This is a genomic window from Acidiphilium cryptum JF-5 (assembly GCF_000016725.1).
Lineage (GTDB): Bacteria > Pseudomonadota > Alphaproteobacteria > Acetobacterales > Acetobacteraceae > Acidiphilium > Acidiphilium multivorum.
The window spans coordinates 609,536-625,316 of the sequence record NC_009484.1 but is presented as its reverse complement, the minus strand read 5'-3'; the positions used below and the strand labels follow the sequence as shown (position 1 = coordinate 625,316).

Sequence of the window (15,781 nt, the reverse complement as noted above, 5' to 3'; positions counted from 1 at the left end):
TCGCTCCGTGATCAGGCTGTTTCGGCTTCGTCGACACGGGCATGGCCGCCCTCGCCCCGCCTGACCCGCAACCGCCGCGGGTGCAGGCGAATGACGCTGTCATGATGGGCGATCGAGACGATCTGCGTCGCCGGCAGGCGGGCGCGCAGCATCGCGAAGAGGCTGGCGGCGGCCTCCTCGTCGAGCGCGGACAGCGCCTCGTCGAGGAACAGCCAGTCCGGCTTCGCGACCAGCACGCGCGCGAGAGCGAGACGCTGCTGCTCGCCGCCGGACATGCGGAGCGACCAGTTGTCGACATGTTCAAGGCGCAGGCCGAGCCCGCCGAGACCGACATCATCGAGCGCGGCGCGCACCGCCTCGTCGTCCACATCGTATTCCTGCTGCGGATAGGCGACGGCGCGCTTGAGCGAGCCGAGCGGAAAATAGGGCTTCTGGGGAAGGAACATCGCCGTGCCGGACGGCCGGGAGACCCGGCCTCGGCCGAACGGCCAGATGCCGGCGAGCGCGCGGAACAGGGTCGATTTGCCGGTGCCGGAGGGGCCGGTGATCACGACCGGTTCGCCACGCTCGATCGCGAGGTTGGCGCCGGCGAACAGCTCGCGCCCGTCGGGCAGGGAGACGGTCAGGTCCTCGGCGTGCAGCGCGGCATCCGCCGCCACGGCGACGTGGTCGGGCCGGTGCGCGTGCGCCAGCTTCACCGCGCGCTCGAACCCGTCGAGACGCTGCACGGTGGCGCGCCAGCCGACCAGTTGCGGGTAGGACGAGACGAACCAGGAGAACGAACCCTGCACGTTGCCGAAGATGTTGTTGATCTGCAGCAGCAGGCCGAGGGTGAACAGGCCGGAGAAATAACCGGGGGCGGCGATCAGGATCGGGAAGATGATCGCCACCTGGCTGAAGCCGATGGTGAAGAAGTTCAGCGCCTTGGTGCGCTTCATGATCTTCCACCAGTTCAGGTAGATCGCATGGAAGCGCTGCTTGAGGCCGACGCCTTCCTCGGCCTCGCCGCCATAAAGCGCGATCTGCTCGGTGTTCTCGCGCACGCGGATCAGGTTGAAGCGGAAATCGGCGTCGACCTGCTGCTGCTGGAAGCTCAGCGGGATCAGTTTCCAGCCGATCACATGGGTCAGGTAGGTGCCGACCAGCGAGTAGATGATCGCGATCCAGACCAGGTAGCCGGGGATGACCAGACCAAGGAGATGCAGCGGCGGCACCAGGAACCAGAGCACGAAGATGAAGCTGAGCAGGTTCACGATGTTCGAGATGAAGCTGATGCCGAGCGAGAGGTTGTTCGAGACGAAGCTGCGCAGGTCATCGGCGATGCGCTGGTCGGGGTTGTCGAGCGGGCTGCCGGCCTCGGCCTTCAGGCTGAGCTGGTAATGGGCGCGGTTGCCCAGCCAGTCGGTGACGAAATTCTCGGTGATCCAGCGGCGCCAGCGGATCTCCAGCATCTGCTGGAGGTAGAAGGCGTAGACGCCGACCAGGATGTTGAAGGTCGCGATCTCGGTGAAGCCGGGGACGAACCAGGGATAGCCCTTGATCATCTTGTAGGTGAAGATCGACTGCCAGAAACCCGCGGCGTCCTTCGCCTGCAGCGCGTTGTAGAAGATCTTGTACCAGTAGGAGAACAGGACGTTGAGATAGACCGAGATCAGGTTGAGCGCGATGATGGTGCCGAGCAGGGCCAGCGCCGCCCAGCGTTCTTCCGAGCTGAAATAGGGCTTGGCGAGGCGCCAGGCATCGGCGAGCGCGGCACCGACCGCTCGGAGGAATTTCATGGATGGGCCTCCGCCGCCCGGCCGATCGCCGAGAGCCAGCGCTGGAGGCGCGCCGCGTTCGTGCCGAAATCGGAATAGCCGTAGATCGAGTGGGAATAGAGAATGAGATCGCTGCCGCCGGCCGGGTCGGGGCGGATCTGGGCGATCACCACGTCGGGGAAATTGGCCGCCGGCGTGCGGGCCACCCAGGCCTGCTGCAGCCGGTCGGGAAAGGCGTCGAGCGTGTAGGTGCGTGGCTCGGCGCCGGCGACACGCGCGACCAGCGCGTAAAGCGCGGCAGGGGGCAGAGCGTAGCGCGGCGTGTCAAAGGCGGGTTTCGGGATGAAGCCGGCGGGGGCTGCAAGCGCCTTGTTCGGCGATGACGGCAGCGTGAGATGGGTGAAATCGACGAAACCGGGCGGCTTGACCCCGGCAGCCCCGGCCTTGCCGCAGGCAGGGAAGATCAGACTCAGCAGCAGCGGCAGGATGCCAACGGCCATCAGGTTTCCTCCGTTGTTTCGGCCTCGACGCCGGGCAGGCGCAGACGGATCACGCCGCGCATCGCGTCGGGGTCGACGGCCCTGCCCTTGCGAAGGATGATGATTTCGCCCCGGCGCGCAAGATCCCCGGCGGCACGGCGGACGGCGGCAAGATGGCGGCGCCAGGCGTCCGGCGCGGTTTCGCCGCGCGCGGCGGCGATCTGGCGGGCGGCATCGGTCGGACAGATCGAGGCGCCCGGACGGCGGTCCGCAAGGGTGGCGCGGATGGCGCGGCCAGCCTCGTCGGGAGTCGCGGGGGCGGAAGGCCTGGCGGAATGCGGAACGACGGTCATCGCGCATTCTCTGGCCCGGATCGGGGCCTCGGGCAAGTTCCGGTGGCGGGTTCAGCCGTTCAGCCGCAGCCGCGCGCGCATCACATCCGCCGGCAATGCCGGGCCGACCCACGGTCCCTGAGCTTGGCCGATGCCGAGTTCGCGGGCCTTCTGCAATTCCGTCTCGGTCTCGATCCCGTCGATCGAGACGAGGACGTCGTAGCGGCGCGCAATATCGATCGCGGCACGGATCAGCACCACGTCCGGTCCGGCCGGATCGTTCACGAGCGCATGCGCCAGCCGGCGATCGAGCTTGAGGCCGGTGAACGGGAGCCGGGAGAGCAGCGCGAGGCCGCCGAACGCGTTCCCAAACCCTTCGAGGGTGACGCCGATTCCGGCTTCGCGCAGGCTGGCGATCTGCTGTTGCAACAGATCACCGCCGATGACGAGTTCGGCCTCGTCGATCAGGATGTCGATCCGGTGCGGCTCGATGCCCAGGGGATCCAAGGTCTGCAGCGCGACCTCGCCGATCAGGCCGTCCGCCAGCGCATGGCCGGACATCGGCACCGAAATCTGCCAGCGCGGCGGCCCGCAGGCCAGTTCTTCCGCCGCGATGCGCAGCGTGTGGCATAACATCTCGTGGCGAAGCGGCGCGCGGTCGATCCCGCGGAGGAGCGGCGCCACGGGCATGAGCCCGCGGCGGCGATTCGGCAGGCCGAGCCACAGTTCGGCCGAGACGAAGCCATCGCCGGGGGACGCGAGATCGAGCCGCGGCAGGTAGCGCAGAACAAAGCTGTCATTGCGGAGAGCCTCGGCGAGGCGGGCGGCGCGCTTGCGCTGCTCGCCCGCCTCGAGACGGCGAAGCGAGGCGCGTTCCCGACGCTCCGACTCGGTCCGCCCGGCGACAGGACGGCGCGACTGCACGGGCATCAGGCCAGAGGACGGCTGAAGGTCCGGAGACTGGGGTAAACTCAAGCGCCTTTGCTCCATCACGGCTGAACACCTGGCAGTGATGATGGCGCAGCGAGGTAAAATATAGCTTAACGGTGCAACATAAATGCGACCATCATCCTGCGGCGTCTCGATTTTTCAGACTGCGACCGTGTCGAGCAGGCGGGTCGTGCCGAGCCGCGCGGCGGCGAGAAGACGGGCGCCGTCGTCCGGAGCGGTCAGCGGCGCGAGGGTCCCGGCGTCCACCAGTTCGAGATAGTCGACGATGAAGCCGCCCTCAGCGAGCGCCCGCCGGCCGGCGGCCAGCGCCGCCGCCGCGGGCTCGCCGTCACGCAGCGCGGCGCGCACCCGGCGGAGCACCTGGTGGAGAAGCGGGGCACGGGCGCGGTCCGCAGGGTCGAGATAGCGGTTGCGCGATGACATGGCGAGGCCATCCTTCTCGCGCAGGGTGGGGCCGACAACGATCTCGACCGGCAGGAACAGGTCGGCCGCGACGCGGCGGATTACCTGCACCTGCTGCCAGTCCTTCTCGCCGAAATAGGCGGCATCGGGACGGACCTGGCCGAGGAGCTTGACCACCACCGTCGCGACGCCGCGGTAGTGGCCGGGACGGACCGCGCCCTCAAGCACGACGGACAGGCCGGCAACCTCGACCGAGGTGGCATCGCCGGGCGGATACATCGTGGAGACCTCGGGCAGCCAGGCCAGCGCGCACCCGGCTTCGGCGAGCAGGGCGCAGTCGCGCTCGGGGTCGCGCGGGTAGCGGGTGAAGTCCTCGTTCGGGCCGAACTGGGTGGGGTTGACGAAAATCGACGCCGCAACGACGTGGCCGGCCTCGCGCGCGGCGCGGACGAGCGAGAGATGCCCCTCATGCAGCGCGCCCATGGTCGGCACCAGGGCGAGGCGGGCGCGGCCACCATCCGTCAGCGCCGCGCGGGCGGCGCGGAGGTCCGGAACATTGCGGACGATCTGCATGCTGTCTCTCCGTGAACGGCCACGAGTTGCCGGGGGTTTTTGGGCGAAACCGGTCGCGGCGTCCATGCCCGGCAGCGGGCATGCGGCATGACGGAAGCGGCGGCGTGACATATTCGTGAAAACATAAACAATCCGCGAGCCAACCGACCGGCAGGAGATGCCGCGCTTTTGAAATGGGCGAACTGCTTATATGTAGCCAGCATGGCACGGCAATCGTCTCCCGCGAAACAGTGGATCCGTCAGGAAATCAGGCTTGGAGGACGGCGCGCGCGGCTCGCGATCGGGCTCGGCGTCGCCTCGGTGCTGGTTGCGATCGGGCAGATCGCCTGCGCGGCCGGGTTGCTTGCCGCCGCGATCGCACCGGGGCGGCTGCCGACGGCGCTCCTTGGACTCGGCTTCGTCACCGCCGCCCTGGTGCGGGCCGCGCTGATCGTCGGGCAGGAACACGAGGCGAGCCGGCTCGGCATCGCCGCGCGCCGGCGGCTGCGCAGCGATACGCTGGGACGGCTGATGAGCGCCGGGCCGGGGCTGCTGCGCGGGCGGCATTCGGCAGAACTCTCGATCATCGTCGTCGACCGCATCGAGGCGATGAACGGGCTCCACGGACGCTGGCTTCCTGCGGCGCGGCTCGCCGCGATCGGGCCGGCGCTCGTCGCTCTCGCCGCGGCGATCGCCGACTGGCGCAGCGGTGTGATCCTCGCATGCGCCGGCCTCCTGGTGCCGATGTTCATGGCGATCACCGGAATTGGCACCGGCGTCGCGGCCCGGCGACAGTTCACCGCCATGACGCGCCTGCAGACCCGCTTCCTGGACCGTGTGCGCGGCATCGCCACCATTGTGCTGGCGGGGCGCGCCGAAACCGAGGCCGCAGCGCTTGGGCGCGCCGCGGACGAACTGCGCCTGCGCACGATGCGCATATTGCGGGTTGCCTTTCTCAACGCCACCGCGCTCGACCTGCTTGCCGCGGCGGCACTGGTTGGAATTGCCATCCGGTTCGCCGGCCCGCTGCTCGCCGGCCAGACGGCGCTGGCGCCGACCGCATTGTTCTGCGTGTTGCTGGTGCCGGAATTCTTCGCGCCGTTCCGCGCCTTCTCGGCCGTGTATCAGGACCGGATGACGGCACAGACCGCGGCCGAAGACCTTGTCGGCCTGCCCGAACCGGCGGTGGCGGCGGTGCCGCCGGACGCGATCCGCAATGTGCCAGCCCAGGGCATCACCATCGCCTTTGAAGGCGTCGGCTTCGCCTGGGACCAGGAACGCGGCCCCGTGCTGCGGGATCTGAGCTTCCAGTTGCCCGCGGGCGAGACGATGATGCTGGTCGGCCCGTCGGGATCGGGGAAATCGACCATCATCGAGCTGCTGCTTGGCTATATCCGGCCGCAATCGGGGCGGATTACGCTGAACGGCGCACCGATCGAGACGATCGTGCCGACAGCGCTCGCCCGCATGACGGCGCTCATCAGCCAGCGGCCGGTGCTGTTCGCCGGGACGATCGAGGAGAACATCCGGCTCGGGCGACCGGAAGCGAGCGAGGCCGAACTGCTGGAGGCGGTGCGCCTTGCGCGCGTGAACGAATTTGCCGAGCGGCTGCCGGAGGGGCTGGCGACGCGGATCGGCGAAGGCGGCTACGGGCTGTCGGGCGGGCAGGCGCAGCGGATCGCCATTGCCCGCGCCTTTCTCAAGGATGCCAGCCTGTTGCTGCTCGACGAACCGACCGCGCAGCTCGACCCGGCGACGGAGCGCGAGGTGGTGGAAAGCCTCAAGCGGCTGGCGATCGGGCGGACCGTGGTGCTGGCCAGCCACGCGGCCTTCGCGCATGAATTCAGCGGCCGCAAGCTCGATCTTGGCGCGGCACAGACCGCGCGGCTCGAGGGGGTGGCGTGATGACGGACTCCGTGCTGGCGCCGCTGCTGCGGGTGATCCTGATCTGGCGGCGGCAGGCGCCGGCGATCGTGTTCGGCGCGCTGGTGGCACTGGCCTCGCTTGCCGCCGGGATCGCGCTGATGGCGGCGGCCGGCCACTATATCGCCGCCGCCGCGCTCGGCATCACCCTCGCGGTACCGGTGGCGCTGGAGGTGACCGGCGTCGCGCGGGTCGTGCTGCGCTATCTTGAACGGCTGACGACGCATGACGCGACATTCCGCGCGCTGGCGGCGCTGCGGCTCTGGTTCTACCGCGGGCTCGCGCGCAGCGCCGCCGGCGGCCTTGGCTTCCGCCGCTCCGGGGATGTGCTGGCGCGGCTGGTGAACGACATCGAGGCGCTGGACGGCGTGCTGCTGCGCCTGCTGATCCCCCTGCTCGGGGCGGCGATGCTGGTGCCGGCGCTGCTGGTCGCGGTCGGGCGCGACGACGATACCGCCGCCGCCCTGGTGCTCGTGCTCTTCGCCGTGGTCGCCTTCGTGATGCCGTGGCGGGCAATGCTCGCGGCGCGGGCGGCCGCGGCGGACGAGACCGAGGCGGGCGGCGCATTGCGGGTTTCGGTTCTCGATACGCTGACCGGACTCCGCGAAATCAAGGTCTACGAGGCCGAGGGCCGGATGCTCGCCGGCGTGCAATGGCAGGAATCGCGGCTGTTCCGGGCCGAACGCGACCTCGCCGCGCGCGGAGGGGCGCTCCAGGGCCTCGCGTTTCTGGCCACCCAGGCGGCACTGCTTGCGGTGCTGCTGATTCATGGCGCGAATCCGGTCGCGGTGGTGGTGGCGGTGTTCGTCGTCGTTGCCGCCTTCGAGGTAGTGGGCGGCATGCCCCGGGCGGGCGTGACGGCGGGCCGCGCCTCCGCCGCCGCCTCACGCGTTCTGCAGGCCGCCGAGGCCGAGCCGCGGGTGCGCGATCCGGCGCGGCCGGCGCCGATGCCGGGGAGCAACGCGCTCGCCTTCGAACATGTCGCCTTCCGCTGGACACCGGAGGGGCAGGCGGTGTTCGAGGATCTGTCGCTCGATATACCGGCGGGATCTCGTATCGCGGTGCTCGGGCCGTCCGGGGCGGGCAAGTCCACACTCGCGGCGCTGGCCCTCAAACTGGTTTCGCCGGATGAAGGACAGATCCGGCTCGGCGGCACCGATATTGCCACGCTGCGCTCGGCCGATGTGCGAAGGCGGATCGCGTGGCTGTCGCAGACGACGCATCTGTTCGCCGACACGATCCGCAACAACCTGCTGATTGGCCGCGACGATGCGGATGACGACGCGCTTTGGGCCGCGCTGGAGGCGGCTCGCATCGCCGATATGGTGCGCGCCCTGCCGGACGGGCTGGAGGCCTGGGTGGGCGAGCAGGGATCGCAGTTCTCGGGCGGCCAGGGCCGACGCCTCGCGCTGGCGCGCACGCTGCTGAGCCCGGCGCCGATCCTGATCCTCGACGAGCCGTGTTCGGGCCTCGATCTCGAGACCGAGCGCGCTTTCCTCGCGACGCTGAACAACACGCTGGAGGGGCGCACCGTGCTGATGATCACCCACCGGCTGACCGGGGTCGAAAGACTAGACCGGGTTTACCGGCTGCAGAACGGCAGGCTGACGCCGGCGGCCAGATGATCAGGAGTTATGGCAGCGCCGCGGGCGGTGGCGCCCCGCGTCACGCAACGGCGGCGAGGTCCGGCTCCGCCACGCCGGCGAAGCGGTAGTTCGCACGATCGGCGAACAGGGCGCGGAGCAGCAGATTGTTGAGCCGGTGGCCGGTGCGGGCACCGACAAAGCGGCCGCGGATCGCGGCGCCAGCGAGGGCGAGATCGCCCACCACGTCGAGCAGCTTGTGGCGGACGAATTCATCCGGGCTGCGCAGGCCCTCGGGGTTGATCACCTCATCGCCGTCGACCACCACGGCGTTGGCGAGCGTGCCGCCGAGGGCAAGCCCGGCCTCGCGCAGGCGATCGATGTCCTGCTTCATGGTGAACGTGCGGGCGCGGGCCAGTTCGGCGGCGAAGCTCTCGGGCGTGATCTCGAGCGAGAGGGCCTGGCGGCCGATGGCACGGGCGGGAAAGTCGATCTGGAGCGCGGCGGAGAAGCCATACTCGCCTTGCGCCGCGGGCCGCAGCTCGGCGAAGGCAGAGCCGTCGCTCACGCGGACCGGGCGGCGGATTTCGATGATGTCGCGCGGCAAGCCTGTCTCGACGATGCCGGAACAGTTGAGAAGGAAGACGAACTCGGCCGCCGACCCGTCCAGGATGGGGATTTCCGGGCCATCGACCTCGACCAGCGCATCGTCGATACCGAGGCCTGCGAGCGCGGCCATCACATGCTCGACCGTGCCGATACGCGCCTCCGGCCGGGCCGGATCGGCCAGCACGGTGCAGAGCCTGGTGTCGGCCACGAGATCGTGACGGGCCGGAATCGTGACGCCAAGATCGGTCCGGCGGAAGCGGATGCCGCTGCCCGGCTCGGCGGCGGCAAAACGCAAATTCACCTCCTGGCCGCCGTGCAGCCCGACGCCGCGGCAGGAGATCGCCGCTCTCAGCCCACGTCGCGGCACCGGGACATCCTGCCCGGGTGCGACATGGCCATGAAACTGTGCGGCGGCATACATCATCTAATAGAAGCCTTGTCGGTGAGCGCAGGATGGCCGACCGCCATCCTTATTGCGCTGCAAACTAGCCCGGTCGGACGTTATGGGGAAATCAATGAATATTTCTGATTATTTCTGTATAAGCCTATGATTTTGTTGTTTTCGTGGCGGGGCTGACATAATCCGATCACAAGCCCGCGCCAGGCGGTTTGCCTTTGCCGGCCGGTTCTGCTTTCAGGGAGCCGAAGCGCGGCGCCGCCGCGCCGAGCCGGGGACCGCATGACCGTTGCACTGATCGTCGCCGCCGGCCGGGGCCATCGCCTCGGCGGGCCCATTCCAAAACAGTATCGCCTGCTCGACGGCGTGCCGATCCTTCGCCGCACGGCGGAGGCACTGCGCCGGCATGCCTCGATGCGCGCCGTGTTCGTGGTGATCAATCCGGCGGACCGCGCGCTGTATGACGAGGCGATGTCGGGGCTTGGCCTGCCGGAACCGGTCGCTGGCGGCGCCTCGCGGCAGGAATCGGTGCGCAACGGGCTTGAGGCGATCGCCAGCGTCGCACCGGAGAGGGTGCTGATCCATGACGGGGTGCGGCCATTCGTGGCGCCGGACGTGATCGGCGCGGTGATCGGCGCGCTCGACCGCGTGCCGGGCGCCGTGGTGGGCGTGCCGGTGACCGATACGCTGAAACGCTGCAGCGGCGCGATCGTGACCGGCACGGTGGACCGCGCCGATCTGTGGCGGGCACAGACGCCGCAGGGGTTCCGCTATGACGCAATTCTCGGCGCGCACCGACTGGCGCAGACGGCGCATCGGGGGCGGGATTTCACCGATGACTGCGCGGTCGCCGAACTCGCGGGGCTGGCGATCGAGATGGTTCCGGGCAGCGAGGAGAATTTCAAGATCACCACGGAGGCCGACCTGCTGCGGGCCGAGGCGCTGCTTCGCGAACGGGCGCGCGCACTCGCGGGATAGGGCCGCCCTGCCCGGCCCCGGCGCGACGCCTTAACCGATTCCGGCCGCCGCGATCAGCACGACTCCAAGCCCGACCAGCACGAGGCCGGTGATCTCGCCGCGTTTGGTGCGTTCGCGCAGGAAGAAATGGCCGACCGCGAGGGTGAACAGGATCTCGATCTGGCCAAGGCCACGCACCAGGGCGACGTTGGTCAGCGCGAATCCGGCGAACCAGCAGCCGGAGCCGAAGGCCGAGAGCACGCCGACCGGCGCGGCGCGGTGCCAGAGGGTGAAGCATTTCGCAAGCTCGGCCCGGTTCCGCAACGCCATGAAGCCGCCCTGTGCCAAGGTTTGCAGGGCGTTGGTCACGGTCAGGGTCAGCAGCGCCTTGAGCAGGACCGGCGTGTCGGCGCCAAGCGTCAGTGTTGCGTTGCGCAGCAGGATCGCGGTGACGGCGAAGCTGAAGCCCGAGCCGAGACCGCAAAGGGCGGCGGGCTGCGCCGAGGCGCGCAGCAGGTCGGCGGCCGAGAATTTCTGGCCGGCGAAGGACAGCGCGAGAACGCCGGCGACGGCAAGCATGATGCCGACGATCGCCTCGGGCGGGATGCGCACGCCAAGGACGAGGACGGAAAAGATGACGAGCTGCGCCGCCTCGGTCTTCGCATAGGCGGTGCCGACCACGAAGTTGCGATGGCCGAAGGCCATGATCAGCAACATGGTGCCGAAGATCTGCGCGACGCCGCCGGCAAGACAATCGAGCACGAAGGCGGGCGGGATCGCCGGCAGGGACCGCCGGAGCAGGAAGAGGGCGGCGCCGAGCAGCAGGATATCGGCCGGCAGAGCATAGACGAAGCGGACGAAGCCCGCCGCCGGGGCGCTGAGCGCGCCGCGCAGCCGGGCCTGCAGCGCCGTGCGCCAGACCTGGAACAGGGCGGCGGCGATGGTGATCGGAATCCAGGCGGGAACGACGCTCATGTCAGGGAGGCCACATGGGCGCAGAACCGGACGGCGAGGGCGATGAGGTCGGCGATGACGGCGGCGCCGAGGGCGGGATCGGCGCCGGTGGCGTCAGCCGTGGCGGAGGACGGGGCGATTTCGGGATATTCGGCCGGAGCGTCGATCTCGACGTCCTCGAAGCCGATCGTGCCGAAGCCGATGACCGGGCAGCCGAGCAATCTGGCGCCGGGTGCGGGCTTCACCGCGAGGTCGGGGCGCGCGGCATCGGGGCGGAGGGCCAGGGTGATCGAGGCGAGCGGCTCGGCGCCGTGGCCGAACCGGCCGGCAGCGGGGCCGATGCGCCGCTCCATCAGCCGGCGGGCGACCTTCCAGAGGTAGAACGAAGGGATGATCGGCCCGCCGGCGCGGCGGATCGAGAGGGTGACCTCATGCACCAGCGGCGCGTTGCCGCCATGACCGTTGAGGATGACGATGCGGTCGAGACCGGTGCGCCGGAGATCGGCGATCAGGTCGGCGAGTACGGCGCGGAATGTCGCGGGCGCGAGGGCGAGGCCGCCGGGAACCGCGCCGAAATGGTCCGCCGCGCCGAAGGGCAGCGCGGGTGCGGCGAGCGTCAATGTGCCGGCCTCGGTTGCCGCCCGCGCGATCCGCCCGGCCAGGGCGGCGGCGAGGCGGAAATCGCCCATCGGTGCGTGGGCGCCCTGATCCTCCTGGCTGCCGAGCGGCAGGAGCACGAGCGGGCGGCGCGGCAGCAGGGCGCGCAGTTCGGCGCTTGTCAGATCGTCGAGCCCGGTCTTTTCCATTTTTTCATCCTGTTCCACACGACGCCATGCTGGACGCAATGGCGGCCCGCTGGCAATGAAGCTGCGATGATTTGGGGGAGCCTGCATGCCTGATCAGACACAAGCGCGCGACGCCGGAATCGTTCCGGTCATTCTTGCGGGGGGGACCGGCACGCGGCTGTGGCCTGTGTCGCGCAAATCCTATCCCAAGCAATTCTGGCCCCTGATCTCCTCGCGCACCATGTTGCAGGAGACGGCGTCGCGCGCGCAGGGCGAGCTGTTCGCGGCACCCATCGTGGTGGCGAACGACGAGCACCGCTTCATCGTCGCCGAGCAGTTGCGCGGCAGCGGGCACACGGGGGCGCGGATCCTGCTCGAACCCGTCGGGCGCAACAGCGCGCCGGCGATCGCGGCCGCCGCGTTCCTGGTGGCGGAGGGCGATCCGGATCAGGTCATGTGGATCATGGCCGCGGATGCCTCGATCGCGGATGCGGCCGCCCTCGGCCAGGCGCTTGGCATCGCCGCCGCCGCCGCGCGGGAGGGTCACATCGTGACCTTCGGCATGCGGCCGAGCGTGGCCGAGACCGGCTATGGCTATATCGAGCAGGGCGAGGCGCTCGCCGGGCATCATGGCGCGTTCCGCATCGCCCGCTTCGTCGAGAAACCCGATGCCGCGACGGCGGCGACGCTGATCGCCGACGGACGGCATTACTGGAATTCAGGCATGTTCGTCGCCACCGCCCGGACCATGCTGTCGGAAATGGAGCGCCTCGCTCCCGAAGTTGCCCGCAGCGTGCGCGCGGCATTCGACACGCGCCGCCCCGACCTCGATTTCATCCGGCTCGATGCGGAGGCCTTTCGCGGCTCGCCGGAAATCAGCATCGACTATGCGATTGCGGAAAAGACCGATCGCGCCGTGGTCGTGCCGGCCTCGCTCGGCTGGTCGGATGTCGGCTCGTGGTCTGCGATCTGGGAGATCGCGGAGAAGGATGCGGCAGGCAACGCGGCGCTCGGCGATGCGGTGATCGAGGACTCGACGGGTTGCTATGTCCGCAGCGACGGCGCGGTGACGGCGGTGCTCGGCCTCGAGAATACCGTTGTGGTCACAACGCCGGATGCCGTGCTGGTCGCGCACCGCGACAAGGCGCAGAACGTCAAGCGCGTGGTGGACGCGCTCAAGCGGCTGAAGCGCCCCGAGGCCGAGGATCACAACCGCGTCTACCGCCCCTGGGGGTTCTATGAGAGCCTGATCCAGGGCGACCGCTTCCAGGTGAAGCGTATCGTGGTGATGCCGGGCGCGAAGCTCAGCCTGCAAAAGCATTTCCACCGCGCGGAGCACTGGGTGGTGGTGGCCGGCTCGGCGCTGGTGACGCGGGACGAGGAGACGCTTCTCGTGCGCGAGAACGAGAGCATCTACCTGCCGCTCGGCTGCGTGCACCGGATGGAGAACCCGGGCAAGATTCCGCTGACCCTGATCGAGGTGCAGTCGGGCTCGTATCTCGGCGAGGACGACATCGTCCGCTTCGAGGATACATACGGGCGTAGCTGACGGGCGTAGCTGAAACAGTCCATGTTCCGTTTTTGTTCTTGACTTCGCGCCGGAATTCCGGTGTGTTGACCAAGAACGGAACGAGAACATGGAAACGGTCATTCCCCGAAAGCTGCGGCCGGATGGTCGCGGCACAAGACTGGACCCGCCGAACCGGTTCGAGACGGTGCGGCAGGACGCATTCGATGACGGTTGGGGCACGCTGGACGAAGCGCCGCCGCCACCGGCCACCGTGCTGATCCGCGATGCGACGAAATCGGTCATCAGCCGGAACGACAGCCCGGATCTCGGCTTCGATCGCGGGCTGAATCCCTATCGGGGCTGCGAGCATGGCTGCATCTATTGCTATGCGCGGCCGACCCATGCGTGGATCGGCATGTCGCCGGGGCTCGATTTCGAGACGAAGCTGGTCTTCAAGCCGGAGGCGGCGACGCTTCTGGAACGGGAGCTTTCGCGCAAGGGCTACCAGGCGGCGCCGATCGTGCTCGGATCGAACACCGACCCGTATCAGCCGGTGGAGCGGCAGCTGCGGCTGACCCGCGCGGTGCTGGAAGTTCTGGAGCGGTTCGGGCATCCGGTGTCCATCGTCACCAAGTCGGCCGGGGTGCTGCGGGATGTCGACATTCTCGGGCGGATGGCAGCGCGCAACCTGGCCCGTGTGCACCTCTCGGTGACGACGCTGGACGCGCGACTCGCGCGGGCGATGGAGCCGCGCGCGGCGGCGCCGGGGCGGCGGCTCGATGCGATCACCGGACTGAAGGCGGCGGGAATTCCGGTCGGCGTGCTGGCGGCGCCGATGATACCGGGGGTGAACGACGCCGAGCTCGAGCGGATTCTCGAGGCGAGCGCCAAGGCCGGCGCGTCCTGCGCCAGCGCCATCCTGCTGCGCCTGCCGCATGAACTCGGCGCATTGTTCGAGGACTGGCTGAAGCGCACCATGCCCGACCGTGCCGCGCATGTGCTGAGCCTGATCCGCCAGACCCGCGGCGGCGCGCTCAACGATGCCGCGTTCGGCAGCCGGTTCCGCGGCACCGGCGCATATGCCGCGCTGCTGCGCGCGCGCTTCCACCGGGCGGCGCGGCAGTTCGGGCTGAGCGACGCGCCGCCGCCGCTCGATTGCGGGCAGTTCGCGAAGCCGCCGGCGAAGGCGGCATCCGCCCAGCTTTCGCTGTTCTGACGTGGCGCCGGGTCAGGCGTTCTTCAGATAGGCGTCGTACTCGACGTCCGAGATCCGGCGACGGAACTCGGCGATTTCCTGGCGCTTGCAGGCGGCGAAGATGGACTGGAAGCTTTCGCCGAAGATCGCGCGGGTAAGGGGCGAGCTGGCGAAGCGCTCGGTGGCCTGGCTCCAGGCGATTGGCAGGCGCGGCGCGGTGGCGGCCACCTTGTCGCCGAAGGTTTCCTCGCCCGGATCGGCCCCCTCCCCGATCCCCTTGTCCATCGCGCCGAGCAGGGCGGCGAGGACGAGATAGGGATTGCAGTCGGCCCCGGCGACGCGGTGCTCGATGCGGGCCGCGGCGGGGTCGGCATTGATCACCCGGATCGAGGACATGCGGTTGTCGTGCCCCCAGTCGCCAAAGACGGGCGCATGGGTGCCGGGGGCGAAGCGGCGGTAGGAATTGGCGTGCGGGGCGAAGGTCAGCATCGTGTCCGGCATCGCCGCGACGAGGCCGCCGAGCGCATGGTAGAGTGCCGGGGCGGCGCGCGCGGCATCGCCGGTGAAGACGTTGCGGCCGGCGCGGTCGAGCAGCGAAACATGGACATGCATGCCGCTGCCGGCCCAGTTGCCGAAGGGCTTGGCCATGAAGGTCGCGGCGAGGCCGTGCTTGCGGGCGATGTGCTTGACCGAGCGCTTGAACAGCACCGCATCGTCGGCCATGCGCAGCGCATCCGCCGCGTAGTGCAGCGTGACCTCGAACTGGCCGGGGCCGTTCTCGCTGATCAGCGTGTCGAGCGCGATCGACTGGGCGTCCGCCGCGCGCAGAAGATCGCGCAGCACGGGTTCGTAGTCGTGGATCTCCCAGAGCCCCAGCGTATCCGTCTGCCACCCGCGCCAGTGGCTTTCATCGGCGCCGCGCGGGGCGACACGCTGCCCACCGGTCCGGTTCGGGTCGAGCAGGTAGAATTCCAGCTCGATCCCGACCGCCGCGGTGAGGCCGCGCGCGGCGAGGCGGTCGATCACGCGGGACAGCACGCCGCGCGGATCGGCGTAGAAGAGCGAGCCGTCCGGCTCCTGCATGGTGAGCAGCGCCTGGGCGGCGCGGCCCTCGGCCCAGGGCATGATGGCGACGCTGTGCGGCACGGCGAAGCACTTGCCGTCCGGGTCGCCGGTGTCGAAGGCGATGCCGCCCTCGACGATGTCCCGCCCCCAGATGTCGAGCAGGTAGGCCGAGCGCGGCAGGGCGACGCCGCCGGTAAACAGCGCGTCCGCCCGGTCGCGCTGCAGCCACTTGCCGCGGGGAACGCCGTTCACATCGATGATGAACGCCTCGATCAGCTCGCAATCGGCGAGCAGCGCGCGCCGGTCCGCCGACGCCGCCATCGCGTCCAT

At 69.4% G+C, this 15,781-nt stretch carries 14 protein-coding genes; 5 read left to right on the top strand and 9 right to left on the bottom strand.

Annotated elements, in window-relative coordinates:
- Positions 1-11 precede the first annotated feature (11 nt).
- The 5 genes from ACRY_RS05240 to panC all read right to left on the bottom strand — a co-directional run bounded on the left by ACRY_RS05240 (position 12) and on the right by panC (position 4,494).
- Positions 12-1,778, bottom strand: coding sequence for an ABC transporter ATP-binding protein/permease (locus ACRY_RS05240; RefSeq protein WP_007421454.1), 1,767 nt, complete (start codon positions 1,776-1,778; stop codon positions 12-14).
- Positions 1,775-2,257 (bottom strand): DUF1499 domain-containing protein, encoded by a 483-nt coding sequence (locus ACRY_RS05235; protein WP_007421456.1) that lies wholly within the window; start codon positions 2,255-2,257, stop codon positions 1,775-1,777. The genes ACRY_RS05240 and ACRY_RS05235 overlap by 4 nt, the downstream gene beginning before the upstream one ends.
- Positions 2,257-2,589, bottom strand: a complete 333-nt coding sequence (locus ACRY_RS05230; protein WP_011941605.1) for a DUF3253 domain-containing protein — start codon at positions 2,587-2,589, stop codon at positions 2,257-2,259. The genes ACRY_RS05235 and ACRY_RS05230 overlap by 1 nt, the downstream gene beginning before the upstream one ends.
- A gap of 51 nt (positions 2,590-2,640) precedes the next feature.
- Positions 2,641-3,543: an EAL domain-containing protein gene (locus ACRY_RS05225; RefSeq protein WP_158320258.1), complete on the bottom strand. Its 903-nt coding sequence runs from the start codon at positions 3,541-3,543 to the stop codon at positions 2,641-2,643.
- A gap of 114 nt (positions 3,544-3,657) precedes the next feature.
- A complete protein-coding gene (gene panC / locus ACRY_RS05220) occupies positions 3,658-4,494 on the bottom strand; it encodes a pantoate--beta-alanine ligase (protein ID WP_011941603.1) in 837 nt (278 codons plus the stop codon).
- A 201-nt stretch (positions 4,495-4,695) separates the two neighbouring features.
- On the opposite strand from panC, the gene cydD reads away from it, so the two are divergent.
- Complete coding sequence (cydD, locus tag ACRY_RS05215) at positions 4,696-6,378, top strand: thiol reductant ABC exporter subunit CydD (protein WP_043509066.1); 1,683 nt, start codon at positions 4,696-4,698, stop codon at positions 6,376-6,378.
- Positions 6,378-8,021 (top strand): thiol reductant ABC exporter subunit CydC, encoded by a 1,644-nt coding sequence (gene cydC / locus ACRY_RS05210; protein ID WP_011941601.1) that lies wholly within the window; start codon positions 6,378-6,380, stop codon positions 8,019-8,021. The genes cydD and cydC overlap by 1 nt, the downstream gene beginning before the upstream one ends.
- Before the next feature lie 40 nt (positions 8,022-8,061).
- Here the strand turns inward: cydC and lpxC are convergent, their stop codons facing one another.
- Positions 8,062-9,012, bottom strand: coding sequence for a UDP-3-O-acyl-N-acetylglucosamine deacetylase (lpxC, locus tag ACRY_RS05205; RefSeq protein WP_011941600.1), 951 nt, complete (start codon positions 9,010-9,012; stop codon positions 8,062-8,064).
- A gap of 255 nt (positions 9,013-9,267) precedes the next feature.
- Here lpxC and ispD point away from each other — a divergent pair, with 255 nt between their 5' ends.
- Positions 9,268-9,963, top strand: coding sequence for a 2-C-methyl-D-erythritol 4-phosphate cytidylyltransferase (gene ispD / locus ACRY_RS05200; RefSeq protein ID WP_007421375.1), 696 nt, complete (start codon positions 9,268-9,270; stop codon positions 9,961-9,963).
- 30 nt (positions 9,964-9,993) lie between these two features.
- On the opposite strand, the gene ACRY_RS05195 is transcribed toward ispD, so the two are convergent.
- Together ACRY_RS05195 and ACRY_RS05190 are read right to left on the bottom strand one after the other, a co-directional pair.
- The gene (locus ACRY_RS05195) at positions 9,994-10,917 is read right to left on the bottom strand and encodes an EamA family transporter (RefSeq protein WP_011941599.1); all 924 of its coding nucleotides are present in this window, start codon (positions 10,915-10,917) and stop codon (positions 9,994-9,996) included.
- Positions 10,914-11,702 carry a creatininase family protein gene (locus tag ACRY_RS05190; protein WP_011941598.1) on the bottom strand — a complete coding sequence of 263 codons (789 nt, stop codon included), beginning with the start codon at positions 11,700-11,702 and terminating at the stop codon, positions 10,914-10,916. The genes ACRY_RS05195 and ACRY_RS05190 overlap by 4 nt, the downstream gene beginning before the upstream one ends.
- 85 nt (positions 11,703-11,787) lie before the next feature.
- On the opposite strand from ACRY_RS05190, the gene ACRY_RS05185 reads away from it, so the two are divergent.
- The gene (locus ACRY_RS05185; RefSeq protein ID WP_011941597.1) at positions 11,788-13,230 is read left to right on the top strand and encodes a mannose-1-phosphate guanylyltransferase/mannose-6-phosphate isomerase; all 1,443 of its coding nucleotides are present in this window, start codon (positions 11,788-11,790) and stop codon (positions 13,228-13,230) included.
- An 88-nt stretch (positions 13,231-13,318) separates the two neighbouring features.
- A complete protein-coding gene (locus tag ACRY_RS05180) occupies positions 13,319-14,407 on the top strand; it encodes a PA0069 family radical SAM protein (RefSeq protein WP_011941596.1) in 1,089 nt (362 codons plus the stop codon).
- Positions 14,408-14,419: 12 nt separating this feature from the next.
- On the opposite strand, the gene ACRY_RS05175 is transcribed toward ACRY_RS05180, so the two are convergent.
- Positions 14,420-15,781 carry a glutamine synthetase family protein gene (locus ACRY_RS05175; RefSeq protein WP_007421370.1) on the bottom strand — a complete coding sequence of 454 codons (1,362 nt, stop codon included), beginning with the start codon at positions 15,779-15,781 and terminating at the stop codon, positions 14,420-14,422.